Below are 24,946 nucleotides of genomic sequence, written 5' to 3' on the forward strand. Positions count from 1 at the left end.
ACCAGCGGCGCTCGCGTGCGAACGCCAGTTTTGGCCGTTTTTTGCGGTGCAGACGGGTAAAAACAGCAGTTTTACCTTAGGAAAAACCTGTAAGCGACGTCATCGGTACTGGATGCGACCCTCCCTGTACTGGATACGACGCCCCCTGTAGGCGTCAGATTTTCACTGGTACATGATCAGTCTCGACTCGTTTGCAAGGCACCGCGCCAGAGCTGTTGTCGCACGCTCCAACCGCAACACTTATAAAGCGCGGCGAATGCCGCCAGAAAAGACACAGGAGTCTACCCACATGAAAGGTTCACCCTCGTTGTTGTTGGCCGCCATGCTGAGTCTGCCAGTCGTGGCATACGCCGCAGAACCGGAACAGTGCAAGACCGTCAACTTCTCCGATGTCGGCTGGACCGACATCACCGTCACCACCGCGACCACCAGCGAGATCCTCAAGGGCCTGGGCTACAAGCCGCGCACCACGATGATTTCGGTACCTGTGACTTACAAGTCCCTGGCCGACGGCAAGAACATGGACATTTTCCTCGGCAACTGGATGCCGACCATGGAAAACGACATCAAGCAGTACCGTGATGCCGGCACCGTGGAAACCGTGCGCGCCAACCTGGAGAACGCCAAGTACACCCTGGCGGTCCCAGAGGCGCTGTATGAGAAGGGCCTGAAAGACTTCGCCGACATCGCCAAATTCAAGGATGAGCTGGGCGGCAAGATCTACGGCATCGAGCCGGGCAACGATGGCAACCGCACCATCCAGACACTGATCGACAAAGATGCCTTCGGCCTGAAAACCGCCGGCTTCAAGGTGGTCGAATCCAGCGAAGCCGGCATGCTCTCCCAGGTTGAACGCGCTTCCAAGCGCAACCAGGCCATCGTGTTCCTCGGCTGGGAACCGCACCCGATGAACACCCGCTTCAAGATGAAGTACCTGACCGGTGGTGACGACTCGTTCGGCCCCAATTACGGCCAGGCCACCATCTACACCAACACCCGCAAAGGCTACACCCAGGAATGCAGCAACGTCGGCCAGTTGCTGAAAAACCTGGTGTTCACCCTCGACATGGAAAGCACCCTGATGGGGAACGTCCTGGACGACAAGATGAAGGCCGACGCTGCCGCCAAGGCCTGGTTGCAGAAGAACCCGCAAGTGCTCGACACCTGGCTCGCCGGTGTCACCACCGTTGATGGCAAACCAGGGCTCGATGCCGTTAAAGCTTACCTCGCCAAATAGCACCCGCTGACCCCAGGCCGGTGCGCTGGCCTGGGATGTTTTCCCCTTCGCATGTGGACATTCACTACCATGCTGACTGAACAGAAAATCCCACTAGGCCAGTACATCGCTGCCTTCGTCGACTGGTTGACCCAACACGGTGCCAACTACTTCGACGCAATCGCATCGACACTGGAAACGATGATCCACGGCGTGACGTTTGCGCTGACCTGGTTCAATCCACTGGCATTGATCGGTCTGATTGCGCTGCTGGCTCACTTTATTCAACGTAAATGGGGACTGACTGTTTTTGTCATCGCCTCCTTCCTGCTGATCCTCAACCTGGGGTACTGGCAGGAAACCATGGAAACCCTCGCACAGGTGCTGTTCGCCACCCTGGTCTGCGTGGTCATCGGTGTGCCGCTGGGCATTGTTGCCGCGCATAAACCAATGTTCTACACCATGATGCGGCCGGTACTCGATCTGATGCAGACCGTGCCGACCTTCGTCTACCTCATCCCTACCCTGACCCTCTTCGGGCTGGGTGTGGTGCCTGGGTTGATTTCCACGGTGGTGTTCGCGATTGCCGCGCCGATCCGCCTGACCTACCTGGGTATCCGCGACGTCCCGCAAGAATTGATGGACGCCGGCAAGGCCTTTGGCTGCTCGCGCCGCCAGTTGCTCTCGCGCATTGAACTGCCCCACGCCATGCCGAGCATCGCCGCCGGCATTACCCAATGCATCATGCTGTCGTTGTCGATGGTGGTGATCGCGGCCCTGGTAGGCGCCGACGGCCTCGGCAAGCCGGTGGTCAACGCACTCAACACCGCCGATATTGCCCTGGGCTTTGAAGCGGGCCTGGCCATTGTGTTGCTCGCCATCATGCTCGACCGTATCTGCAAACAACCCGACGCTAAAGTAGGGGGTGATGCATGAGCATTATCCGATTCGACAAAGTCGACGTGATCTTTTCCAAAGACCCACGCGAAGCGCTCAAGCTGCTGGACCAGGGCATGAGCCGTAACGAAATTCTGAAGAAGACCGGGCAGATCGTCGGCGTCGAGAACGCCAGCCTGGATATCGAGAAAGGCGAGATCTGTGTGCTGATGGGCCTCTCGGGCTCAGGCAAATCCAGTTTGCTGCGCTGCATCAACGGCCTCAATACCGTCAGCCGTGGCCAGCTGTTTGTGGAGCATGAAGGGCGTCAGATCGACATCGCCTCCTGCACCCCCGCCGAGCTTAAAATGATGCGCACCAAACGCATCGCCATGGTGTTTCAGAAGTTCGCCCTGATGCCTTGGTTGACGGTGCGCGAGAACATCAGCTTCGGCCTGGAAATGCAGGGCCGACCGGAGAAAGAACGGCGCACGCTGGTGGACGAGAAACTCGAACTGGTGGGCCTGAGCCAATGGCGCAACAAGAAGCCCGACGAGTTGTCCGGCGGCATGCAGCAGCGCGTCGGCCTGGCCCGCGCCCTGGCGATGGACGCCGATATCCTGCTGATGGACGAACCCTTCTCGGCCCTCGACCCGCTGATCCGCCAAGGCTTGCAAGATGAACTGCTGGAACTGCAACGCAAGTTGAGCAAGACCATCGTGTTCGTCAGCCACGACCTGGATGAAGCGCTGAAACTGGGCAGCCGTATCGCGATCATGAAAGACGGCAAGATCATCCAGTACAGCGTGCCGGAAGAAATCGTACTGAACCCGGCGGACGACTATGTGCGCACCTTCGTCGCGCATACCAACCCGCTGAACGTGCTGTGCGGACGTAGCCTGATGCGCACGCTGGACAACTGCAAGCGGGTGAACGGTTCGGTGTGTCTTGATCCGGGTGGCGACTCCTGGCTGGACCTGGCCGAAGGCAACACCATCCAGGGCGCACGCCAGAATGGCGTGGCGATGAACCTGCAAAACTGGGCGCCAGGGCAGGCCGTGGAAGGCTTGGGCCGCGTACCGACGCTGGTGGACTCGAACATCGGTATGCGCGATGCACTGCAGATTCGCTACCAGACAGGCAACAAGCTGGTGCTGCACGACAACAACAAGGTGGTGGGGATACTGGGGGACAGTGAGCTCTACCATGCCCTGCTGGGCAAGAACCTGGGTTGACTGCTAAAGGAATGCGGACAATGTGGGAGCTGGCTTGCCTGCGATAGCTATGTTGGATTCACCCTTGCTATCGCAGGCAAGCCAGCTCCCACATTCGACCGCATTCAATGCTTGCAACAGCGGCGCCAGTGAGGGCGCCGCCAGCTCAACTATCAGCTATAGACCCGGCCAAGGAGCTGCCGATGGCTTTCAAACTGATCGAGCACATCCCGGGTGATCTGTTCCTGGGTGAAGCCCATCAGGTCATACTCCTGCGGCCCGTTGTGCAGGTACACCTCGGCACGGTAGTAACGGGTGCGCTCTTCCTCAGGCAGGTCAGCCGGCGCCGCCGAGTAGCCATCCAGGCTCACTTCGTAGACAAACGGGTTACCCTCGTCCATCTCGATCCGCACGCCGATGCAGCGTTTGGATTTGCCCAGCAGGGTCTGCACTTCCAGGCCCTGATCACGCAACGCACTCGCGGCTTCTTCCAACGCCGGCGTTACGTGCTTGTCCATAAAGCGCTGCACGGTGGCCTGGCTCGGTTGCAGGTCCAGGGCGCTCAAGCGCTCGCTGAAACCACGACGCCCGCGTTCAGCCAATTGCGCCTGCTCCTGTTCGATGGCCACGTCCTGGCGCATGGCCTTGTGCAAACCGAACATAAAGAACACCAGCACCACCGAGAACGGCAGCCCCGCCAGCACCACCATGGTTTGCATGGCTTCGAAGTTACCGGCAAACAGCAGACCGATGGTCACCAGGGTGATCACCGCCGACCAGAAGATACGCAACCAGTGCGGCGCATCTTCATCCACGTTGCCGCCCTTGCAGGACAGGTTGGCCATCATCACCGCGCCGGAATCCGCCGGGGTCAGGAACAGCACAAAGCCCACGAAGATCGACACGCCGATCACCACTTTCGACGCCGGGTAATGCTCAAGCAGTTGGTAGATGGCCATGGACGGTTGTTCCAGCGCCGTCTTGCCCAACTCCACCGCCCCATGGTTCAACACCAGGTCCAGGGCCGAGTTGCCGAAGATCGACAGCCACGCCAGGGTAAAGCCCAGCGGGATCAGCAATACGCCAGCCACCAGCTCGCGCACGGTACGACCACGGGAAATACGCGCGATGAACATGCCCACAAATGGCGCCCAGGAAATCCACCAGGCCCAGTAGAACAGAGTCCACAGACCCATCCAGCGTTCGGTCTTGGCACCGTCGCCTTCGTACACATACAGGTCGAAGGTTTTCAGCACGATACCGTTGAGGTAATCACCGGTGTTCTGCACCAGGCCATTGAGCAGGTGCAAGGTAGGGCCGAACAACAGCACGAAGATCAGCAAACCGCTGAACAGCACGATGTTGAGGTTGGACAGGCGGCGAATACCGTTTTCCACACCCGACACGGCGGCAATGGTCGCCACGGTGCTCATCACGATGATCACGATCAGCAGGTTGGTATTGCTGTGCTCCATGCCGAACAGGTTTTCCAGCCCCGACGACACCTGCATCGAGCCGATCCCCAGGTTGGTCACCAGCCCCAGCAGGGTCACGAACATGCCGAAACCGTCTACAGCATGCCCCGCCGCGCCCTTCACCCAACGCTCGCCCACCAGCGGGTACAGCGCCGAACGCAGTGCCAGCGGTTGGTTGTGACGGTACGCAAAGTACGCCACGGCCAGGCCGACCAGCGCATAGATCGCCCAGCCGTGCAGGCCCCAGTGCAGGAAGGTCAGCTGCAGCGCTTGGCGTGCCGCGCCATTGCTGGCGGCAGCGCCTTCGGGCGGGTTGAAGTAGTGGTCCAACGGCTCGGACGCACCGAAATACAACAGCGAGATACCGATACCCGACGAGAACAACATGCCGGCCCAGGCGCCATAGCTGAAGTCTGGGGTATCGTCCTTCGCACCCAGCTTAAGTTTCCCATAGGACGAAAACGCCAGGCCGACCACAAACACCAGGTAGGCGGCGATGACCACCATGTAGTACCAGCCAAAGCTTTTCGACAGCCAGGCCTGTGCGACACCGAGCAGGCGCCCGGCCTCCTGCGGGGCGACGATCAGAATGGCGGTCAACAACAAAATCAGCGCGGTGGAGGTGTAGAACACCCAACCGTTGACCCGGACCTTTTCCGGTGGGGTCTTTATAAGAGAGGCAGAACTCATGGCGCAGATGCTCCAGGCAGTGCGAGAGAGAAACACAAGGCAACGGTTATCCCGGGACATCGATTTTTCGGCAGTCGACGGACGGGTGTTATAAAGACACCCCAAAATTCTTGAGCCCGCCTAAGCGGTGATCAGGCTCTGAAGTGGCCTGTTTCAAGGGTTTTTGCAGGTGTCGAAGGTTGCAGCTCGCAGGTAGGAAACATCTGTAGGCAGCGACCATTTGTCGCAGATCTTATTCTTTGTTGATTGAACGTTCAATCAAAACAAAATAGACTGGCCCTCAAGCCGACGGACGTGGATCGCCCATCGGCAGGCCTAAGGAGAGGTGCTACATGCCCAAGGTCGGTATGCAACCCATACGCCGCCAGCAGTTGATCGAAGCCACGTTGACGGCCATCGATCGGGTCGGGATGGGAGATGCCAGCATTGCGCTGATCGCCCGTCTGGCCGGCGTCTCGAACGGCATCATCAGCCACTACTTTCAGGACAAGAACGGCCTGATCGCAGCGACGATGCGCTACCTGATGAATGCGCTGATCGAGAACGTGCAAGAACGCAGGCGTGCCTTGAAGGATGACAGCCCACGGGCGCACCTTCAGGTGATCATCGAAGGCAACTTCGACGCCAGCCAGGTCAACGGCCCGGCAATGAAAACCTGGCTGGCCTTCTGGGCCACCAGCATGCACCACCCGTCATTGCACAGGTTGCAGCGGATCAACGATCAACGTCTGTATTCCAACCTGTGCTGCCAGTTCCGCCGAGTGCTGCCGCTGCCGCACGCACGCAAAGCAGCCCGAGGCCTGGCGGCCCTGATCGACGGTTTGTGGTTGCGCGGCGCCCTGTCGGGAGACGCTTTCGACACGGAGCAGGCGCAACGGATCGCTTACGAATACATGGATTTCCAATTGGCCAAGCAGGTGAGTTAGAGCACACATAACCGCTCAACCCCTGAACGTCCGCCGCTCAGTGTTGCCACACCCCCATGGCCCACTGTTCGGCGGGTAACGCCAACCACTTATGCACTTGCGAGGACTTTATGGCCCGTTTCGACCTGCAAAAACTCTACATTGACGGCGGCTACAGCGACGCTGGCAGCGATGCCACCTTCGAAGCCATCAACCCGGCTAACGGTGAAGTTCTCGCCCAAGTGCAACGCGCCACCAAAGATGACGTTGAACGTGCCGTGGTCAGCGCTGAAAAAGGCCAGAAAATCTGGGCCGCCATGACCGCCATGGAGCGTTCGCGCATCCTGCGTCGTGCCGTGGACATCCTGCGCGAGCGCAACGATGAACTGGCTGCCCTGGAAACCCTGGACACCGGTAAAGCCTTCTCCGAAACCAAGTACGTCGACATCGTCACTGGCGCTGACGTGCTGGAATACTACGCCGGCCTGGTACCTGCCATCGAAGGCGAGCAGATCCCACTGCGCGATACCTCGTTTGTCTACACCCGCCGCGAGCCACTGGGCGTGGTTGCCGGTATTGGCGCGTGGAACTACCCGATCCAGATCGCCCTGTGGAAATCCGCACCGGCCCTGGCCGCCGGTAACGCGATGATCTTCAAGCCAAGCGAAGTCACCTCGCTGACCACTCTGAAACTGGCCGAGATCTACACCGAGGCTGGCGTTCCAGCGGGCGTGTTCAACGTACTGACCGGCAGCGGCCGTGAAGTCGGCACCTGGCTGACCGAGCACCCACGCATCGAAAAAGTCTCCTTCACCGGCGGCACCGACACCGGCAAGAAAGTCATGGCCAGCGCGTCGAGCTCCTCGCTCAAGGACGTGACCATGGAGCTGGGCGGCAAGTCCCCGCTGATCATTTTCGACGACGCCGACCTCGACCGCGCCGCCGACACCGCCATGATGGCCAACTTCTACAGCTCCGGTCAGGTCTGCACCAACGGCACCCGCGTGTTCGTGCCCAAGCACCTGCAAGCCGCGTTCGAAGCCAAGATCGTTGAGCGTGTGGCGCGTATTCGCATCGGCAACCCGGAAGACGAAAACACCAACTTCGGCCCGCTGGTCAGCTTCGCCCACATGGAAAGCGTGCTGGGCTACATCGCCAAAGGCAAAGAGCAAGGCGCCCGTCTGCTGTGCGGCGGCGACCGCCTGACCGAGGGTGACTTCGCCAAAGGCGCCTTCGTGGCTCCGACCGTGTTCACCGACTGCACCGATGACATGGTGATCGTGCGTGAAGAAATCTTCGGCCCGGTGATGAGCATCCTCACCTACGAAACCGAAGAAGAAGTGATCCGCCGCGCCAACGACACCGACTTCGGCCTGGCCGCTGGCCTGGTCACCAAGGACCTGAACCGCGCCCACCGCGTGATTCATCAACTGGAAGCCGGTATTTGCTGGATCAACGCCTGGGGCGAGTCCGACGCGAAGATGCCGGTTGGCGGCTACAAGCAGTCGGGCGTGGGCCGTGAGAACGGCATCAGCTCGCTGAACAACTTCACCCGCATCAAATCGGTACAGGTTGAATTGGGCGATTACGCCTCGGTGTTCTAACACCCGAGCCTTGTATTGCCCGTGAGGCCATCGCGGGCAAGCCCGGCTCCCACATTTGTTCTGTGTGAACCCGATCAAATGTGGGAGCTGGTTTGCCTGCGATCGAGTGCTAAGCACTCGCCAGACCTGACCACACTTCAAAGAGGGTACATTCATGTCCCAAGAATACGATTACATCATTGTGGGTGCCGGCTCTGCCGGTAACACCCTGGCGACCCGTCTGACCGAAGACGAAGGCGTCACCGTTTTGCTGCTGGAAGCCGGTGGCCCCGACTACCGCCTCGACTTCCGCACCCAGATGCCAGCCGCCCTGGCCTTCCCGCTGCAAGGCCGCCGCTACAACTGGGCCTACGAAACCGATCCAGAGCCACACATGGACGGCCGCCGGATGGAATGCGGGCGCGGCAAGGGCCTGGGTGGCTCTTCCCTGATCAACGGCATGTGCTACATCCGCGGCAACGCCATGGACTACGACAACTGGTCGAAGCTGCCGGGCCTGGAAGACTGGACCTACCTGGACTGCCTGCCGTATTTCCGCAAAGCCGAAACCCGCGACATCGGCCCCAACGATTGGCACGGTGGTGACGGCCCGGTCAGCGTGACCACGCCGAAAGCGGGCAACAACCCGCTGTTCCACGCCATGGTTGAAGCCGGCGTACAGGCCGGTTACCCACGTACCGAAGATTTGAACGGCTACCAGCAAGAAGGCTTCGGCCCGATGGACCGTACCGTTACGCCGAACGGCCGTCGCGCCAGCACCGCACGCGGTTACCTGGACACGGCTAAAAAGCGTTCGACCCTGACCATCGTCACCCATGCCCTCACCGACAAAGTGTTGTTCGAAGGCAAGCGTGCGGTCGGTGTGCGTTACCTGATCGGCGCCGCCGAAGAGCGTGTTGAAGCCCGTGCGCGCAAAGAAGTGCTGGTGTGCAGCGGCGCAATCGCTTCGCCGCAACTGCTGCAACGCTCCGGTGTCGGCCCGGCCAAACTGCTGGAAAGCCTCGATATCCCGGTGGTCCACGACCTGCCGGGCGTGGGTGAAAACCTGCAGGACCACCTTGAGCTGTACCTGCAATACGCGTGCACCCAGCCAGTGTCGCTGTACCCGTCGCTGCTCTGGTACAACCAGCCGGCAATTGGTGCCGAATGGCTGTTCAACGGCACCGGCATCGGCGCCAGCAACCAGTTCGAAGCGGGCGGTTTCATTCGTACCCGCGAAGAGTTCGAGTGGCCGAACATCCAGTACCACTTCCTGCCGGTGGCGATTAACTACAACGGCAGCAACGGTGTGAAAGAGCACGGTTTCCAGGCGCACATGGGCTCCATGCGTTCGCCAAGCCGTGGCCGTATCCAGCTGAAGTCGAAGAACCCACGGGACTACCCGAGCATCCTCTTCAACTACATGGCCACCGAGCAGGACTGGCAGGAGTTCCGCGACGGCATCCGCCTGACCCGTGAAATCATGCAGCAGCCGGCACTGGACCCGTACCGTGGCCGCGAAATCAGCCCGGGTATCGAAGTGCAAACCGATGAGCAGTTGGACAAGTTCATCCGCGAGCACGCCGAGACCGCGTTCCACCCGTCCTGCTCGTGCAAGATGGGCACCGACGAGATGGCCGTAGTCGATGGCGAAGGCCGCGTACATGGTATGCAGGGCTTGCGGGTGGTCGATGCCTCGATCATGCCGATCATCACCACCGGCAACCTGAACGCGCCGACGATCATGATCGCCGAGAAAATCGCCGACAAGATCCGTGGCCGCAAGCCGCTGCCGCGCAGCACTGCGGATTACTACGTGGCAGGCGATGCGCCGGTGCGTGGCAAGCCGTTGCGTGAAGTGGGGCCGTTGGCGCAGTAACTCCAGCACCGCGGCGCCTGCATCGCAGGCAAGCCAGCTCCCACAGTTGACCGAGTTCGCCTGAACAACTCGGTCAACTGTGGGAGCCGGGCTTGCCCGCGATGAGGCCCGACCAGACACCGCAAAATTACCCGCCGACACTTTCCTTGATCAGCTCCTCGCCCAGGCCTACTCTGTTCGCCTGCCCGCGCCGAGCCGCCCACAAGGAAGGCCCCATGTTCGAACACCACGCCACGCTCAAGAAACACTTCGGTGCCCTGCGCACCACCGCCGAATTTTTCTCCCTGCGCTACGTGCGCGAATCCGGCCAGTACCTGTCGGTACGCAAGAACGTCGCCGAGCCGCCTCACCTGGGCCATGATGAAGGCGCCATGCTCACCGTGCGTCTCAACGGCGTGGAAGCCTACGCCGCGACCAACGATATTTCCCTTGCCGGTCTGCAGGCCGCCCTTGAGCGCGCTGAACAACAAGCCAGGCTTATCAAGCCCCACGCCCTGCTCGACCTGCACCAGCAACCGGTGTCCAGCGACGTCGCCGACTACCTGTCGCCCGACCTCGACCAGCCCTTCCCGTCCCTGAGCGACTGCTACCAATTGCTCGGCGATGAGTCCGCCGCCGTGCCCAAGGATGAGCGCCTGGTGAGCTGGGAAGTCAGCCTGGGAACCACGCGGGTTGAACAGATCTATCTCAACAGCGCCGGCGCGCAATTGCGTCAGGCCCAGCGCTTTGTCTTTCCGGGCCTGAGTGTGACCGCCTTCGACGGCAACGACAGCCAGACCCGTACCCTAGGCGGTACCAACTTCGGCCAGCAAGGCAGTGCCGGGGTGATCCAGCGTTTTGGCCTGGTGGGCGCCGCCCGCAAGGTGGCCGACGAAGCCGTGCAATTGCTGCTCGCACCGAATACGCCCCACGGCCCGCGTGACCTGCTGCTGATGCCCGACCAGATGATCCTGCAGATCCACGAGTCCATCGGCCATCCGCTGGAGCTGGATCGCATCCTCGGTGACGAGCGCAATTACGCCGGCACCAGTTTTGTGAAAGCCAGCGATTTCGGCCACCTGCAATATGGCTCGCCGCTGCTCAACGTCACCTTCGACCCGGACATCCCCGAACAGCTTGCCAGCTACGCTCATGACGACGACGGCACGCCTGCCAGCAAGCAATTTCTGATTCGCGAAGGCCTGCTGCTCAAGCCCTTGGGCGGGGCCTTATCGCAATTTCGCGCCAACCTGCCAGGCGTCGCCAACAGCCGCGCTTGCGGCTGGAACCGTGCACCCATCGACCGCATGGCCAACCTGAATATCGAGCCTGGGGATAAAAGCCTCGCGCAATTGGTGGGCGGCATTGAGAGCGGCATCCTGATGTCGACCAACCGTTCGTGGTCCATCGACGATGCGCGCAACAAGTTCCAGTTCGGCTGCGAGTGGGGCCAGCTGATCGAAAACGGCGAGCTCAAGGGCGTGATGAAGAACCCCAACTACCGGGCGATTTCTGCGCAGTTCTGGCGCAAGCTCAGCGCGGTGGGCGACGCCAGCACCTTCAAGGTCTTGGGCACGCCGAACTGCGGCAAGGGCGAACCCAACCAGGTGATCCGTGTCGGCCATGCGTCGCCGGCCTGTGTATTCAGCAATGTGGATGTATTTGGGGGGGATGCCTGATGAACCATTTCAAGGCACTGGTGGACTGGCTCAAGCAGGCGGTCACCGATCAAGAACACTTTCACCTCGGCTACGCGGATGAGGCGTCCGAGTTCGTGCGCTTCAACCACGCGCAGGTACGCCAGGCCGGCCAGGTACAGCAGGCCAGCCTGAACCTCAAGCTGATCAACGATGGGCGCCACGCCGACCTGGGCATCACCCTGTCGGGCGAGGCGCAGCTGGATCGCCAGCGCCTGGCCGACGGCCTGCAACAACTGCGCGAAACCTTGCCGCTGTTGCCGCCTGACCCGTACCTGCTGCTGAACCCCGACGCCTGGCACAACCATAACGAACAGCTGCGCCCGCTGCCGGAACTGGCACAAGTGCTGGACGATATCAGCCGGGCCGCCGATGGCGTGGACCTGGTTGGCTTCTACGCCGCCGGCCCGATCAGCCGCGGTTTCGCCAGCTCATCGGGGGCGTTCGGCTGGCACCGGGCTAACAGCTTCAATTTCGACTTCAGCCTGTTCCACGCCAATGGCGAAGCGGTAAAAGCCAGCTACGCCGGGCACACCTGGAACAGCGCCGAATTCGCCGCCCGTTTCCAACAGGCCCGTGAGCAACTGGCGTTTCTCGGTCGCCCGCTCCACACCCTGGCACCCGGCCAATACCGCGCCTACCTGGCGCCGGCAGCGCTGGAAGAAATCATCAGCATCATCACCTGGGGTGGTTTTTCGGCCCAGGCCATCGCGAGCAAAGGCAGTTCGTTGCAACGCCTGTACGCGGGTGATCAGTCACTGAGCCCGCTGGTGACGGTGGATGAGCAGATCAGCGGCTCCCTGAGCCAGGCGTTTTCCACTGAAGGCTACCCGCGCAAGGATGTCACCCTGATCAACGCAGGCAAGGCCGAGGGCCAGTTGATCAACTCTCGCAGCGCCGCCGAATACGGCTTGAGCACCAACGGCGCCAGCAGCGACGAGTCGCCCAGCGCCTTGCAAATGGCCGCAGGCAACCTGGCCCAGGCCGATATTCTCAAGCAGTTGGGCACAGGGCTGTATATCAGCAACCTCTGGTACCTGAACTACTCCGACCTGCCGGCAGCGCGCCTGACCGGCATGACGCGCTTTGCGACCTTCTGGGTGGAGAATGGCGAAATCAAGGCACCGGTCAGCACCATGCGCTTTGATGACAGTGTTTACAGCCTGCTTGGCTCACAGCTTGAAGCGTTGACCACTGATCGAGAACTGCTGCTGTCGCCCAGTACCTACAGCCAGCGTAATACTGCCTCCAACCTATTGCCGGGAGCCTTGATCAAGCGTTTGACCCTGACCTTATAAATCTTGCCACCCGCCCACGTGCCTGCACGTGATGCATGACCTTGCCTGGACTGGGCAAGCTGGAGTCTTGAGATGAACCATGGAAGTTTCGTCATAGAAAAACTGTTCAAGCAATACAACGTTCACGTGGAGCAACTGGGTAACGACCCACATAGAAAAACCGTACTGATGGTCAATGGCGCGTTATCCACCACGCGCTCCTTTGCCCGTACCAGCAAATGCCTGGCCGAGCACTTCAATGTGCTGCTGTTCGACTTGCCCTTCTCTGGCTTGTCACGCGAGCACAACACCGAACTCGACCTGGTCACCAAGGACGACGAGGTGCAAATCCTGCGTGCCTTGGTGGATCGCTTTGAGGTCAACCATCTAGTCTCGGCCTCCTGGGGCGGCATCTCCACGCTGTTGACCCTGGCGCATAACCCGCCCTCCATCGAAAGCTCGGTGGTGATGGCCCTGGCGCCCAACCTCAACCAGGCGATGCTGGAGTATGTCGAGCGTGTGCGTGTGCTGATCGAGGCCGATGACAAGTCGGCGGTCGGCCATCTGCTCAACGAAACGGTGGGCAAATACCTGTCGCCGCGCCTCAAACGCAATAACCATCGGCACCTGTCGACCATGGCCACCACCGAGTACCGCCAGGCGCGCTTTCATATTCATCAGGTGCTGGGCTTGGGCGATGGCAACTACTTGCCGGCGCTCAAGCAGATTGAAACACCGGTGCACTTTCTCAACGGCGCGCTGGACGAATACACCCCGGCCGACGAGGCCCAGCTGTTCAAACACTATGTAGGCCGCAGCAGCTTTGCGGTGGCCGAACACACCGGCCATCTGCTGGACCTGGAGTCCCGCGAAGCCGCGCTGGCAGTGCATCGGGCCTTGCTGGACTTCCTGGTGGGCGAGCATGCGAGCTTGTCAGCTATAGACGAACCGCCAGTGGGAAAAGGGGCGACGGATGGCGCATAATCGCCAACACATAGCCTGCTAATAAAAAGGGATCCCATGCCGAATCGTGCCCCTCTCGATGCCAAGACCGCCCGCTGGCTCCCCTGGGTGGTAGCGATTGCCTTCTTCATGCAGTCGCTGGACGGGACGATTCTCAACACCGCGCTGCCGGCGATGGCCCAGGACCTCGCGGAAAACCCGCTGCGCATGCAAGGGGTGGTGATCGCCTACATGCTCACCGTGGCCTTGCTGATTCCCGCCTCGGGCTGGATCGCCGACCGCTTTGGCACCAAGAAGATTTTCTTTGGCGCGATCATGCTGTTCAGCATCGGGTCGCTACTGTGTGCGCTGTCCAGTAGCTTGAGCATGCTGGTGGGGGCACGGGTGGTCCAGGGCCTGGGCGGCGCGCTGATGCTGCCGGTCGGGCGGCTGGTGGTGCTGCGGGCTTATCCGCGCTCCGAGCTGGTGCGGATCATGGGCTTCATCACCATTCCCGGCCTGCTCGGCCCCTTGCTTGGCCCGACGATGGGCGGCTGGATGGTGCAATACCTGACCTGGCACTGGATCTTCCTGATCAACCTGCCGGTGGGCATGATCGGCTGCTATGCCGTGTGGAAATTCATCCCCGACCTGCGCGGCAGCGAGCGCACGCGCTTCGACGGCCTGGGCTTTCTGCTGTTCGGCGCGGCGATGGTACTGATCACCATCGCCATGGAGGGCCTGGGCGAACTGCACCTGCCGCACCTGCGGGTGATGTTGCTGTTGTTCGGCGGGCTTGCCTGCCTGGCGGCGTACTGGCTGCGCGCCGGGCACATCGACAACCCGCTGTTCTCGCCGGTGCTGTTCAAGACGCGCACCTTTGCCGTGGGGATCCTCGGCAACCTGTTTGCGCGCCTGGGCAGCGGCGCACTGCCGTTCCTGGTGCCGCTGCTGTTACAAGTGGCGCTGGGCTATTCGCCGTCAGAAGCCGGCATGAGCATGCTGCCGCTGGCGGCGGCGGCAATGTTCGCCAAATCCATCGCGCGCCCGCTTATCGAGCGCCTCGGCTACCGCATCGTCCTGACCGGCAACACCCTGGCCCTGGGCCTGATGCTGGCGAGCATGGGCCTGGTCAGCGAACAAACGCCCTACCCGCTGCTGTTGGCCATGCTGGCGGTACTGGGGGCCATCAACTCCCTGCAATTTACCGCGATGAACACCGTCACCCTGATCGACCTCGACGACGCCCAGGCCAGCAGCGGCAACAGCTTGCTGTCGGTGGTGGCGCAGCTGTCCCTCAGCCTCGGCGTGGCCTGTGCCGGCGCGTTGCTTGGCGGGTTTACTGCCGAGGCCGGCAATGACGGTGTGGAAAGTGTCCTCGGCGCGTTCCAGCTGACCTTCCTCACCGTGGGCATCATGGCGATGCTGGCGGCGGCGATCTTCCTGCAACTGTCGCCTAAAGACGGCAAACGGGTGGTCAGCCGCGAGCACGATATCGAGCACTAACGGGCGTCTCGTCGAGAACTTGCGAGGAAAATCCCACGAGACTGGTACACTGCGCGACATTTTGTTTTGCAGAGCCAGTCCCGTGACTACCATCGCCACCGCTTTTAATACTTTGCCCCTGTCCGCCGCCATGCTGGCTAACCTCGACTCGCTGGGTTACGTCGAGATGACGCAGATCCAGGCGCAAAGCTTGCCGGTGATCCTCAAAGGGCTGGACCTCATTGCCCAGGCCAAGACCGGCAGCGGCAAGACTGCCGCATTCGGCATCGGCCTGCTGAACCCGATCAACCCGCGCTACTTCGGTTGCCAGGCGCTGGTGATGTGCCCGACCCGTGAGCTGGCCGACCAGGTCGCCAAGGAAATCCGCCGCCTGGCCCGTGCCGAAGACAACATCAAGGTACTGACCCTGTGCGGCGGCGTGTCCCTCGGCCCGCAGATCGCCTCCCTGGAGCATGGCGCCCACGTTATCGTCGGCACCCCGGGACGCATCCAGCAGCACCTGCGTAAAGGTTCTCTGGTGCTGGACGGCTTGAACACCCTGATTCTCGACGAAGCCGACCGCATGCTCGACATGGGCTTCTACGACGCCATCGAAGACATCATCAGCAAGACCCCACCGCGCCGCCAGACCCTGCTGTTCTCGGCCACCTACCCGGTGAGCATCAAGCAACTGGCCTCCAAGTTCATGCGTGCGCCTCAGCAAGTGAAAGCCGAAGCGTTCCACTCCGACGACCAGATCGAACAACGCTTCTACGAGATCTCCCCGGAAGAGCGCATGGACGCCGTGACCAAGGTGCTGGCGCACTTCCGCCCGGCTTCGTGCGTGGCGTTCTGCTTTACCAAGCAGCAAGTGCAGGAAACCGTCGACCACCTGACGTCCAATGGCATTTCCGCTGTTGGCCTGCATGGTGACCTGGAACAGCGCGACCGTGACCAGGTACTGGCGATGTTCGCCAACCGCAGCACCTCGGTGCTGGTGGCCACCGACGTCGCCGCCCGTGGCCTGGACATCGACGCCCTGAACATGGTGATCAACGTCGAACTGGCCCGCGACTCGGAAATTCACATCCACCGTGTAGGCCGTACCGGCCGTGCCGGTGAGACTGGTATCGCCATCAGCCTGGTGGCGCCGTCCGAAGCCCACCGCGCCCAGGCCATCGAGCAACTGCAGAAGTCGCCGCTGAACTGGGACCAACTGGACAACCTCAAACCGCAAAGCGGTGGCCCGTTGCTGCCGCAGATGAGCACCCTGTGCATCGCCGCCGGGCGTAAAGACAAGGTTCGCCCAGGCGACATCCTCGGTGCATTGACCGGTGAAGCCGGCATTCCGGGTGCCCAGGTCGGCAAGATCGCGATCTTTGACTTCCAGGCCTTCGTGGCCGTGGAACGCGGCATCGCCAAGCAGGCGTTGCAGCGTTTGAATGACGGCAAGATCAAAGGCCGTTCGCTGCGCGTGCGCATTTTGTAATAACACCGAGTTCCCATTACAGGAACCGAATGAATGTGGGAGCTGGCTTGCCTGCGATAGCGACGGTGAATCCACTACCGCTATCGCAGGCAAGCCAGCTCCCACAGGGTTGATGGCATTTCAAATCAATAGTTTTGTGAGGACATGGCTGTGCGCTCGACCGAAGTTGTGATCATTGGCGCCGGCGCCGCAGGCTTGATGTGCGCGCTGACCGCCGCCGGGCGTGGGCGCAAGGTGATGTTGATCGACCACGCCAACAAGGCCGGCAAGAAAATCCTGATGTCCGGTGGCGGCCGCTGCAACTTCACCAACATGTACACCGAGCCGGCCAACTTCCTCTCGCACAACGCGCACTTCTGCAAATCGGCCCTGGCCCGTTATACACAGTGGGATTTTATCGGGCTGGTGGCCAAGCACGGCGTGCCGTACCACGAGAAGAAACTCGGCCAGCTGTTCTGCGACAACAAGTCCAGCGACATCCTCGGCATGCTGCTCGACGAGTGCATCCAGACCGGCGTGAGCCTGCACCTGGACACCTCCATCGAGGCAATCGCCAAGCTCGAAAGCGGCTATCAACTGCAAACCACCCTGGGTGAACTGCGCTGTGAATCCCTGGTGATCGCCACGGGCGGTTTGTCGATCCCGACGCTGGGCGCCACCGGTTTCGGTTACCAAGTGGCCAGGCAATTCGGCCATGAACTGCTGCCGACCCGCGCCGGGCTCGTGCCGTTCACCATCACCGACCAGCTCAAGGAGTTGTGCGGCGAGTTGTCCGGCACCTCGGTCGACTGCCTGGTGAGCTGCAACGGCCAGAGTTTTCGCGAGAACATCCTGTTCACCCATCGCGGCCTGAGCGGGCCGGCGATCTTGCAGATTTCCTCGTATTGGCACCCCGGCGACACGGTGGAAATCAACCTGCTGCCCGACCACGACGCCCATGCCTGGCTGCAACAGCAACAGGCCGAACACCCCAACAGCGAGTTGAAAACCCTGCTGGGCGAGATCTTCACCAAGAAGATGGCCAACCTGCTGGCCCAAAGCTGGTTCGAATCCAAGCCGATGAAGCAGTACACCCACGCTGAAATGGCCGATATCGCGCAAAAGCTGGGGAGCTGGCAACTGGTACCGGCCGGCACCGAGGGTTATCGCACTGCCGAGGTGACATTGGGCGGGGTGGATACGCGGGAAGTGTCGTCCAAGACCATGGAATCGCTGAAAAGCCCCGGCCTGTACTTTATCGGCGAAGTGCTGGATGTGACCGGCCACCTGGGCGGGTTCAATTTCCAGTGGGCCTGGGCCTCGGGTTACGCGGCCGCGCAATACGCCTGACCTTCATCTTGAAATGCAATCCCACAGGGGTTTTGCAGTGATCCTGAAAATTTTGCTGTCCGATGTGATCGCCACGCTTGCCGTGGCGTCATTACTGGCTCAATTTAGCGACAACGTCCCGGAAGACTCCAGACTTCATGTCATCGACCTCGTTCAAGCAGTCCATGCGGCGCCTGTGGGCGCTGGATAAATTCAGCTACAGCGTACGGGTGTTCATCGCCCTCACCGGCAGCATGGCATTGTGTTGGTACCAGGATGAAATGACGCTGCTGATCCCGCTGTTCCTGGGGATTATCGCCAGCGCCCTGGCCGAGACCGATGACAGCTGGCAAGGCCGTCTCAATGCGCTGGCGGTGACACTGGTGTGTTTCAGCATCGCCGCGCTGTCGGTAGAACTGCTGTTCCCCTACCCCTGGATATTTGCCGTCGCCCTGGCCGTGGCCAGTTTCGGCCTGACCATGCTCGGCGCACTGGGCGAACGCTATGGCGCGATTGCCTCGGCCACCTTGATTCTGTCGGTCTACACCATGATCGGCGTGGACCAGCGCGGCGGCGCCGTCACGGATTTCTGGCATGAGCCGCTGCTGCTGGTCGCCGGTGCCGCCTGGTACGGCGTGCTGTCCGTGCTGTGGCAGGCGCTGTTTTCCAACCAGCCGGTGCAGCAGAGCCTGGCGCGGTTGTTCCGCGAGCTGGGGCGTTACCTCAAGCTCAAGTCATCGTTGTTCGAACCGATCCGGCAGCTGGATGTGGAAGCGCGACGCCTGGAATTGGCCCAGCAAAATGGCCGAGTAGTGGCTGCACTGAATGCCGCAAAGGAAATCATCCTGCACCGCGTCGGCAATGGCCGGCCGGGCTCGAAGGTCAGCCGCTACCTGAAACTGTACTTCCTGGCCCAGGACATCCACGAGCGCGCCAGTTCCTCCCACTACCCCTACAACGCCCTCACTGAAGCCTTCTTCCATAGCGATGTGCTGTTTCGCTGCCAGCGCTTGCTGCGCCAGCAAGGCAAGGCCTGCCAGACCCTGGCTGAGTCGATCCAACTGCGCCAACCGTTCATCTATGACGACAGCTTTGCCCAAGCCCTGGGCGACCTCAACGCGTCCCTGGAGCACCTGCGCATCCAGAGCAACCCAGCCTGGCGTGGCCTGCTGCGTTCACTTCGAGCCTTGGCGGCCAACCTGTCCACCCTCGACCGCCTGCTGGGCGACGCCAGCAACCCCGATGCCCTGGCGGACGCCACCGACAGTAACCTGCTGGACCGCGCCCCGCGCAACCTCAAGGAAATGTGGACGCGCCTGCGCACCCAACTGACGCCCACCTCGCTGCTGTTTCGCCACGCCCTGCGCCTGTCCCTGGCGTTGACCGTCGGCTACGCCACCCTGCACGCCATTCACGCGTCTCAGGGTTACTGGATCATCCTCACCACCCTGTTCGTGTGCCAACCGAGCTACGGCGCCACCCGGCGCAAGCTCGGCCAGCGGATTATCGGCACCGCCATCGGCCTCACCGTGGCCTGGGCGCTGTTTGATCTGTTCCCCAACCCGGTGGTGCAGTCGATGTTCGCTATCGCCGCGGGCCTGGTGTTCTTTATCAACCGCACCACCCGCTACACACTGGCGACGGCGGCGATCACCCTGATGGTGCTGTTCTGCTTCAACCAGGTGGGCGATGGCTACGGGCTGTTCCTGCCGCGCCTGTTCGATACCTTGCTCGGCAGCCTGATCGCGGGCCTGGCGGTGTTCCTGTTCCTGCCGGACTGGCAAGGCCGACGCTTGAACAAAGTGCTGGCCAATACCCTGACCTGCAACAGCATCTACCTGCGCCAGATCATGCAGCAATACGCCGCCGGCAAGAGTGACGACTTGGCTTACCGCCTGGCCCGCCGCAACGCCCACAACGCCGATGCCGCGTTGTCTACCACCCTGGCGAATATGCTGATGGAGCCGGGGCACTTCCGTAAGGAAGCCGACGTGGGCTTCCGCTTCCTGGTGCTGTCTCACACCTTGCTCAGCTACTTATCCGGATTGGGTGCACACCGCGATACTCAGCTACCGACCGACGTACGCGAGCACTTGATCGAAGGCGCGGGCAACAGCCTGGCGGCGAGCATCGATGAGATCGCCACCGGCCTGGCCAATAAACAGCCGATTGCGATCCAGAGTGATGCCGAGGAAGGGTTGGCGGCCGAGCTGGAGCAAATGCCCGATGAGATCGATGAGGCGCAGCGGTTGGTGCAGACGCAGTTGGCGTTGATTTGCCGGCAGTTGGGGCCGTTGCGTACGTTGGCGGCGCATCTGATCAAGGAGACCGGCGCGGCTTAGACCGCTATCGCAGGCAAGCCAGCTCCCACATTTGACCGAGTTCCAATATAAGAAGGCGGGCAAAATGTGGGAGCCGGGCTGGCCCGCGATGAGGCCCGCAAGCACGCTACATCCCATGCGCCTTCATCAAGCGCGCATAACTGCCATCAGCCTTCATCCTGGCAATCTCCCGATCAAAGCTGGCAACGATTTGCGCATGCTCGGGGTTCTTCAAACTGACCAGAATATGCAGGCTGTTCTCGCTCAACGGCTTGCCCACAAACGCCACGGCATTGCGCACCCGCGGCGACTCCCGAGCCAGGTAATAGCGCGCTACGTATTCGTCTTCCAGCGTCAACCGCACACGCCGCGCCGCGAGCATGCGCACCGCCATGGCGAAGTTGTGCACCGGTACTTTCTGTAGCTGGGTGTCTTGATCGAACGCAGCCGAGTAAGCGTAACCGCGTACCACGGCGATGGTCTCGTCGTGCAGTCGGGCCAGGTTCTGATAAACGATGTCATCGTCGCTGCGCTTGAGAAAGCGCACACGGTTAAGCAGGTACTCAGCAGAAAATTGGCCAAACTGCGTGCGGGCCTCGTCGTACCAGGCGTTGATCAGCACATCGTAGCGCCCATCGCCCACGCCCTTGAGCGCACGAGCCCAAGGCACCTGTTCAAAATCACTCGCGTACCCCGCACGGGCCAGGGCCGTGCTGACGATATCCGTGGCCAAGCCGCCATTGATCAAGGTGGCATCGGTGAATGGCGGCCAGCCATCCGCCACCAGACGCAGACGCTGTGCCAGCACTGGTTGGGCCAGTAGCAGCACTGCGATCAAAGCAACGGCACGAGTCAATCGCGGCATGCTCAAAGTCCTTGGCGGGCAGGCGGTGGCCTGATAACAGTAGCTCATCAATAAGCTTGCATTGCAGATTACACAAAGAAGCCAACGGCGCACGCACTGAATGATGGCAAATTGACGCCATTCACACATTTGTCAATTTTAGACAGCGGCGCCCGTCACGCTTACTATCCAGGCACGTCTTTATAAGAGCACACATCATGACGGTTGATTGGGTTTGCAAACATCACGACGACTTGGGCAAGGACCAGCTGTATGCCGTCCTGCGCTTGCGCAGCGAGGTATTCGTCGTCGAGCAGAAATGCGCGTATCAGGACATCGACGGGCAGGACCTGGCGGGGGACACCCACCACCTGATGGCCTGGAATGATAACGAGCTGGTGGCTTACCTGCGGCTGCTGGACCCGGAGACCCAGGGCGGCGATGTGGTGATTGGCCGCGTAATCGTTTCGCCAGCGGCACGGGGCACCGGGCTGGGGCATCAAATGCTGGAAGAGGCGCTTGAGCGTATTGAGGATATCTGGCCGCAAACGCCGATTTTTCTCTCGGCCCAGGCGCACTTGCAGGGGTATTACGGGCGGTATGGGTTTGTGGTGGCGGGTGAGGAATATCTGGAGGACGATATTCCACATATTGGTATGCGGCGCCTCTGAGCGCGCCATCGCAGGCAAGCCAGCTCCCACATTGGAACGCATTCAACTGTGGGAGCCGGGCTTGCCCGCGATAGCGTCAGTCCTGCCAAAGCCGACCTTCAGGGATAGCCCAACACCTGCTTGATCGACGCCAGATTAGCCTCGATCCACCCCCGATCAATCGCCCCCCAGTCCTGAATCCGATAGCGCCCGGCATGGTGACGCGCACCGTCCTCCTGCTCGAACTCACACACAATATCCAAGTCGGCCAACGCCGCAATGGTGTCCTGGGCGGTACGCCGAGGCATGCCGGTGGCCTCGGTCAGCGCCGGGACGCTGCTGGCCAGTTGGCTGTCGATCAAGTACGCCACGTACAGGCGGCGGTAGAAGCTGCTTTTGGTCTTGCTCACATCCATGGTCAGTCGCCTTGGGGTTAGGGCTTGCCCTGCAAATCGCGCCAGGTGAGGTACACACGCAGGTCAAATTCCACCTGATGGTAGCCCGGCATCATGTATTGACAGAGTTTATAGAACGCCTTGTTGTGGTCCGACTCCTTGAAGTGAGCCAACTCGTGTACCACGATCATGCGCAGAAACTCCGGGGCCGCCTCCTTGAACAGCGACGCGATGCGAATCTCTTTCTTGGATTTGAGATTACCGCCCTGCACCCGGGAAATCGTGGTGTGCAAACCCAAGGCACGATGGGTCAGGTCCAGGCGGTTGTCGAACAGCACCTTGTCGATAGACGGCGCGTTACGCAGGTGCTCCTGCTTCAAGGCCAGGGCATAGGCGTACAGGGCCTTGTCGCTCTGCACCCCATGGCGTTCGGGGTAGCGCTGTTCCAGGTAAGCCCCCAACTGGTCCTTGGCGATCAGTTGGCGCACTTGCTCCTGGAGCGCGGCGGGATAGGCCTGGAGGTATTTCAACGCGGTCATGGGCTCTGCAACGCAATTGGGACGGGCGCCAGTGTAGCGAATTCAAAGCGCGCGAGGGTAAGACCAGCCGGCAACGTCTTCGGCCATCAACGGCAGCGCCGCCCACGGCCCCTGGATATACGCGCAGCCATTGGCCTTTAGCCACTGTGTTTGCTCAAGGGTCTCCACGCCTTCGGCGATCACCAGCACACCAAAATGCTCACACAGTTGGATGATGCTGCGCGCCATCGCCCCATCCCGCGCCGAGCCAGGCAGGCGCGCCACTAATTGAGGGTCAAGCTTGAGGGTATCGAATGCCAGGTCGCGCAAATGGGCCAGGGAGCACTGGCCGCAGCCAAAATCGTCCAGGGCAATCCGCACCCCGATCCGGCGCAGTAACTGGAGTTGCTTGGTAGACTCGGCAAGATTACTCATCAAGCAGTCCTCGCCGATTTCCACCTCCAGTTGCCGCGCCTGTAATCCATGCCGCTCCAGCATCTGCTGCAGTTGGTTGGCCAGGTTGGGCATGTTGAACTGGCTGCTGCTCAGGCTCACGCTCAACACCAGTTCGGGGTCGAAGGTGGCTTGCCAGGCCTGGCGCTGGGCAGCGACTTGCTGGTAGATCCAGGCACTCAACTGGTTGATCAACCGCGCCTCTTCCAGCAGCGGCAAGAACAGGCCCGGCGGCACATCGCCGACGCTGGGATGCTGCCAGCGCAACAGCGCTTCGACGCCGCGCAAACGCCCGTCTTCCAGGCAAACCTGAGGCTGGTACACCAAGGTGAAGTCCTTGTTGGCAATGGCGGTACGCACACTGTCTTCCAGCATCAACCGCGAGCGGGCGCGGCCGTTCATTTCCTGGTCGTAGTAACGATACTGCTGACGGCCGGCGCGCTTGGCTTCGTACATGGCAATATCCGCCGCCCGCAGCAGGCCGCTCAAGTCCGAGCCGCAATCCGGGAAGGTCGCGATGCCGATACTGACCCCAAGCATCACCTCCAGCCCATCGACCTGCTGGCACACAGAAACCCGCTCGATGAGCTTTTCCGCGATCTTCGCCGCCTGTTCGGGAAACTCCAGCTCCAGCAACGCGGTGAACTCATCCCCGCCCATGCGCCCCAGAATGTCGTAGGAACGCAGGCACGCCTGCATTTGCTCCGAAACCCAACGCAGCACGCGATCCCCGGCGTCATGGCCCAACGTATCGTTGACCCGCTTGAAGCCATCCAGGTCCAGGTACAGCAATACCAGCGCCTGCTCGCTCCGTTCGCTGCGCAGCAACGTATTCTCCATCGCCTGATGGAAACCGCGCCGGTTCAACAGCCCGGTCAACGGGTCGGTCACGGCCTGGAACTCCAGTTGCTGGTGCAGATGCCGTACTTCGGACATGTCCAGCACCGTCACCACCATCGCCTTCTGCTCCACAGGCAAGGGCGCGCAGGACAACGCTACCGGCACCTGCTGGCCCCGACCGGTGCGCAAAATGGCGTCGTGTTGGCGCCACGTCTCGCCCCGGCGATACGCCTCGTACATGGGGAAGCCCAACCAGGCTGGCACATGGGGCTTTTGCAGGAAACTGAGGAAACTCTCGCCCTGCAACTCAGCCATCGTCGCATTCAACAGCCGGGAAATGGCCGGGTTGGCGTACTCGATCACACTGTTTTCGCTCACCACTAAAATGCCCTCGGCGGCGTTATCCAGCACGGAGGCATTAAAAGCGCGGGCCAACTCCAGGTCATGGCTCAGGCGCTGCAAGGCACGGCGATTGCGCTGGTGCTCGAGCAACGCCTGCACCTTGGGCTTGAGGATGTGCGGGTCAAAGGGCTTGAACAGATAGTCGATCGCCCCACTGGCGTAGCCTTCAAGCACCGCGTCGGGCGAATGGGCGGTGGCGGTCAGAAAGATAATCGGCGTCATGCGCGTGCGCTGGCTGCCCCGCATCAGGCGCGCGACCTCAAAGCCGTCCATGCCCGGCATGCGCACGTCCAGCAGCACCAAGTCGACGTCATGGGCCAGCAGTAATTCCAAGGCTTCCAGGCCAGACGCAGCAGTGATCACCCGCCAGTCGTCACGCTGCAACAGCGCACGCATGCTGACGAGGTTTTCCGGGTAGTCATCGACCACCAACAGAACCGAAATTGCATCGTCGTGTTGCGGAGCGCCATCCATGCTACGTCTCTTCCTTAGGGAGCTGCACCGGTCA

At 61.2% G+C, this 24,946-nt stretch carries 19 protein-coding genes; 14 read left to right on the forward strand and 5 right to left on the reverse strand.

Going from position 1 to position 24,946, the window contains the following annotated elements:
- The first annotated feature begins 289 nt into the window (after positions 1-289).
- From AC4PS6_RS08525 to choV, 3 genes are all read left to right on the forward strand, one after another.
- A complete protein-coding gene (locus tag AC4PS6_RS08525) occupies positions 290-1,237 on the forward strand; it encodes a choline ABC transporter substrate-binding protein (protein WP_019817457.1) in 948 nt (315 codons plus the stop codon).
- A 69-nt stretch (positions 1,238-1,306) separates the two neighbouring features.
- Complete coding sequence (gene choW / locus AC4PS6_RS08530; protein ID WP_003194913.1) at positions 1,307-2,152, forward strand: choline ABC transporter permease subunit; 846 nt, start codon at positions 1,307-1,309, stop codon at positions 2,150-2,152.
- Positions 2,149-3,327: a choline ABC transporter ATP-binding protein gene (gene choV / locus AC4PS6_RS08535; RefSeq protein ID WP_014720259.1), complete on the forward strand. Its 1,179-nt coding sequence runs from the start codon at positions 2,149-2,151 to the stop codon at positions 3,325-3,327. The genes choW and choV overlap by 4 nt, the downstream gene beginning before the upstream one ends.
- A gap of 152 nt (positions 3,328-3,479) precedes the next feature.
- Here choV and AC4PS6_RS08540 read toward each other — a convergent pair whose 3' ends face one another.
- On the reverse strand, positions 3,480-5,414 hold the full coding sequence (locus AC4PS6_RS08540; protein WP_224796996.1) for a BCCT family transporter: 1,935 nt from the start codon (positions 5,412-5,414) through the stop codon (positions 3,480-3,482).
- A 389-nt stretch (positions 5,415-5,803) separates the two neighbouring features.
- On the opposite strand from AC4PS6_RS08540, the gene betI reads away from it, so the two are divergent.
- The 10 genes from betI (at position 5,804) to yccS (ending at position 20,357) form a co-directional block, all read left to right on the forward strand.
- A complete protein-coding gene (gene betI / locus AC4PS6_RS08545; protein ID WP_003194919.1) occupies positions 5,804-6,397 on the forward strand; it encodes a transcriptional regulator BetI in 594 nt (197 codons plus the stop codon).
- Positions 6,398-6,507: 110 nt separating this feature from the next.
- A complete protein-coding gene (gene betB, locus AC4PS6_RS08550) occupies positions 6,508-7,980 on the forward strand; it encodes a betaine-aldehyde dehydrogenase (RefSeq protein WP_014720261.1) in 1,473 nt (490 codons plus the stop codon).
- Between the two features lie 154 nt (positions 7,981-8,134).
- Positions 8,135-9,838: a choline dehydrogenase gene (betA, locus tag AC4PS6_RS08555; RefSeq protein WP_014720262.1), complete on the forward strand. Its 1,704-nt coding sequence runs from the start codon at positions 8,135-8,137 to the stop codon at positions 9,836-9,838.
- A 215-nt stretch (positions 9,839-10,053) separates the two neighbouring features.
- Positions 10,054-11,496 carry a TldD/PmbA family protein gene (locus AC4PS6_RS08560; protein WP_492180772.1) on the forward strand — a complete coding sequence of 481 codons (1,443 nt, stop codon included), beginning with the start codon at positions 10,054-10,056 and terminating at the stop codon, positions 11,494-11,496.
- On the forward strand, positions 11,496-12,812 hold the full coding sequence (locus AC4PS6_RS08565; protein ID WP_032902299.1) for a TldD/PmbA family protein: 1,317 nt from the start codon (positions 11,496-11,498) through the stop codon (positions 12,810-12,812). Before AC4PS6_RS08560 ends, AC4PS6_RS08565 begins: the two co-directional genes overlap by 1 nt.
- A gap of 72 nt (positions 12,813-12,884) precedes the next feature.
- Positions 12,885-13,775 carry an alpha/beta fold hydrolase gene (locus tag AC4PS6_RS08570; RefSeq protein ID WP_020302132.1) on the forward strand — a complete coding sequence of 297 codons (891 nt, stop codon included), beginning with the start codon at positions 12,885-12,887 and terminating at the stop codon, positions 13,773-13,775.
- Positions 13,776-13,811: 36 nt separating this feature from the next.
- Positions 13,812-15,239 (forward strand): multidrug transporter subunit MdtD, encoded by a 1,428-nt coding sequence (mdtD, locus tag AC4PS6_RS08575; protein ID WP_020302131.1) that lies wholly within the window; start codon positions 13,812-13,814, stop codon positions 15,237-15,239.
- A 130-nt stretch (positions 15,240-15,369) separates the two neighbouring features.
- Positions 15,370-16,707 carry an ATP-dependent RNA helicase DbpA gene (gene dbpA / locus AC4PS6_RS08580; RefSeq protein ID WP_336826841.1) on the forward strand — a complete coding sequence of 446 codons (1,338 nt, stop codon included), beginning with the start codon at positions 15,370-15,372 and terminating at the stop codon, positions 16,705-16,707.
- Between the two features lie 150 nt (positions 16,708-16,857).
- Positions 16,858-18,036 carry a BaiN/RdsA family NAD(P)/FAD-dependent oxidoreductase gene (locus tag AC4PS6_RS08585; RefSeq protein WP_014720268.1) on the forward strand — a complete coding sequence of 393 codons (1,179 nt, stop codon included), beginning with the start codon at positions 16,858-16,860 and terminating at the stop codon, positions 18,034-18,036.
- Positions 18,037-18,173: 137 nt separating this feature from the next.
- Entirely contained in the window at positions 18,174-20,357 is a 2,184-nt protein-coding gene (gene yccS, locus AC4PS6_RS08590) for a YccS family putative transporter (protein WP_014720269.1), read from the forward strand.
- 106 nt (positions 20,358-20,463) lie between these two features.
- On the opposite strand, the gene AC4PS6_RS08595 is transcribed toward yccS, so the two are convergent.
- Positions 20,464-21,201, reverse strand: a complete 738-nt coding sequence (locus AC4PS6_RS08595; protein ID WP_014720270.1) for a substrate-binding periplasmic protein — start codon at positions 21,199-21,201, stop codon at positions 20,464-20,466.
- 197 nt (positions 21,202-21,398) lie between these two features.
- Between AC4PS6_RS08595 and AC4PS6_RS08600 the strand changes: the two genes are divergently transcribed.
- A complete protein-coding gene (locus AC4PS6_RS08600; protein ID WP_014720271.1) occupies positions 21,399-21,851 on the forward strand; it encodes a GNAT family N-acetyltransferase in 453 nt (150 codons plus the stop codon).
- A 98-nt stretch (positions 21,852-21,949) separates the two neighbouring features.
- On the opposite strand, the gene AC4PS6_RS08605 is transcribed toward AC4PS6_RS08600, so the two are convergent.
- From AC4PS6_RS08605 to AC4PS6_RS08615, 3 genes are read right to left on the reverse strand one after another with little or no spacing between them, the layout of a single operon-like run.
- Complete coding sequence (locus AC4PS6_RS08605) at positions 21,950-22,246, reverse strand: winged helix-turn-helix domain-containing protein (RefSeq protein WP_020302129.1); 297 nt, start codon at positions 22,244-22,246, stop codon at positions 21,950-21,952.
- Positions 22,247-22,263: 17 nt separating this feature from the next.
- Positions 22,264-22,764: a M48 metallopeptidase family protein gene (locus tag AC4PS6_RS08610; RefSeq protein WP_014720273.1), complete on the reverse strand. Its 501-nt coding sequence runs from the start codon at positions 22,762-22,764 to the stop codon at positions 22,264-22,266.
- A gap of 42 nt (positions 22,765-22,806) precedes the next feature.
- The gene (locus AC4PS6_RS08615) at positions 22,807-24,912 is read right to left on the reverse strand and encodes a putative bifunctional diguanylate cyclase/phosphodiesterase (RefSeq protein ID WP_020302128.1); all 2,106 of its coding nucleotides are present in this window, start codon (positions 24,910-24,912) and stop codon (positions 22,807-22,809) included.
- Positions 24,913-24,946: the final 34 nt, after the last annotated feature.

This window comes from Pseudomonas sp. DW-iso17, from assembly GCF_058725345.1.

Coding starts and splice junctions, on each gene's coding strand:
- AC4PS6_RS08600 (WP_014720271.1), top strand. CDS start 21,399: ATGACGGTTGATTGGGTTTGCAAACATCACGACGACTTGGGCAAGGAC.
- choW (WP_003194913.1), top strand. CDS start 1,307: ATGCTGACTGAACAGAAAATCCCACTAGGCCAGTACATCGCTGCCTTC.
- mdtD (WP_020302131.1), top strand. CDS start 13,812: ATGCCGAATCGTGCCCCTCTCGATGCCAAGACCGCCCGCTGGCTCCCC.
- yccS (WP_014720269.1), top strand. CDS start 18,174: ATGTCATCGACCTCGTTCAAGCAGTCCATGCGGCGCCTGTGGGCGCTG.
- dbpA (WP_336826841.1), top strand. CDS start 15,370: ATGCTGGCTAACCTCGACTCGCTGGGTTACGTCGAGATGACGCAGATC.
- betA (WP_014720262.1), top strand. CDS start 8,135: ATGTCCCAAGAATACGATTACATCATTGTGGGTGCCGGCTCTGCCGGT.
- AC4PS6_RS08615 (WP_020302128.1), bottom strand. CDS start 24,912: ATGGATGGCGCTCCGCAACACGACGATGCAATTTCGGTTCTGTTGGTG.
- AC4PS6_RS08565 (WP_032902299.1), top strand. CDS start 11,496: ATGAACCATTTCAAGGCACTGGTGGACTGGCTCAAGCAGGCGGTCACC.
- AC4PS6_RS08525 (WP_019817457.1), top strand. CDS start 290: ATGAAAGGTTCACCCTCGTTGTTGTTGGCCGCCATGCTGAGTCTGCCA.
- AC4PS6_RS08605 (WP_020302129.1), bottom strand. CDS start 22,246: ATGGATGTGAGCAAGACCAAAAGCAGCTTCTACCGCCGCCTGTACGTG.
- AC4PS6_RS08570 (WP_020302132.1), top strand. CDS start 12,885: ATGAACCATGGAAGTTTCGTCATAGAAAAACTGTTCAAGCAATACAAC.
- choV (WP_014720259.1), top strand. CDS start 2,149: ATGAGCATTATCCGATTCGACAAAGTCGACGTGATCTTTTCCAAAGAC.
- betI (WP_003194919.1), top strand. CDS start 5,804: ATGCCCAAGGTCGGTATGCAACCCATACGCCGCCAGCAGTTGATCGAA.
- AC4PS6_RS08560 (WP_492180772.1), top strand. CDS start 10,054: ATGTTCGAACACCACGCCACGCTCAAGAAACACTTCGGTGCCCTGCGC.
- AC4PS6_RS08595 (WP_014720270.1), bottom strand. CDS start 21,201: ATGCCGCGATTGACTCGTGCCGTTGCTTTGATCGCAGTGCTGCTACTG.
- AC4PS6_RS08610 (WP_014720273.1), bottom strand. CDS start 22,764: ATGACCGCGTTGAAATACCTCCAGGCCTATCCCGCCGCGCTCCAGGAG.
- betB (WP_014720261.1), top strand. CDS start 6,508: ATGGCCCGTTTCGACCTGCAAAAACTCTACATTGACGGCGGCTACAGC.